The following is a 792-nucleotide window of genomic DNA, read 5'->3' on the forward strand; positions in this document are numbered from 1 at the left end:
CCGGCCGGGGGACGGCGGGTGCAGTCCGGCGCCGGTTCGCCTCCGCCGAGGACGCGTTCCGGCTCGCCGATCTGCCGGCCCGTGGTGACCAGGTGGCGACCGAGGTGGCGCAGCCCAGGATCGTCACCTGGTCGCTCGCGGCCCTGCGGGTGCTGCGCGAGTTCGGGATCGACGCGGACACCGCCGTCGGTCACAGCCTGGGCGAGCTGACCGCACTGCACTGGGGCGGGGCGCTCACCGAGGAGCGGGTGCTCGACCTCGCCGCGATCCGCGGCCGCGTGATGGCTGACGCCAGCAGGGGTGGGGGTGGCATGGCGAGCCTCGCGGCCGCTCCCGCCGAGGCACTCCGGTTCGCCGCGGGTGAGGACGTGGTCGTCGCGGGCTACAACAGTCCACAACAGACAGTGCTGTCCGGACCGGCCGACGCGGTCGACCGGGTCTGCGAGCGGGCGCGCGCCAAAGGGGTTACCGCGGTCCGGATCAAGGTGTCGCACGCCTTCCACTCGCCGTTGGTCGAACCGGCTGCGGTCGCGATGACCGAGCGGCTCACCGAGTTCGACTTCGCTCCGCTGACCCGTGACGTCGTCTCGACGGTCACCGCGGACGTCCTGCGCCCCGGCACGGACCTGCGCGGGCTGCTGCGCGACCAGGTGCTGTTCCCGGTCCGGTTCGCCGAGGCCGCTGCGAAGGCGGCGGCCGGCGCCGACCTGGTGGTGGAGGTGGGCCCCGGCCGCGTGCTGACCGGACTGGTCGAGCAGATCGCCCCGGACACGCCGGCCCTGCCGACCGACG

At 74.5% G+C, this 792-nt stretch carries 1 protein-coding gene; it reads left to right on the forward strand.

All coding sequences use genetic code 11. From position 1 onward, the window contains the following. A partial coding sequence (locus tag FXN61_RS49770) for an ACP S-malonyltransferase (RefSeq protein WP_167980680.1) occupies nt 1–792 on the forward strand: 792 nt, incomplete at both ends.

The sequence above is a fragment of the Lentzea indica genome (assembly GCF_012184385.1).
In the GTDB taxonomy this organism is placed as follows: Bacteria; Actinomycetota; Actinomycetes; order Mycobacteriales; family Pseudonocardiaceae; genus Lentzea; species Lentzea indica.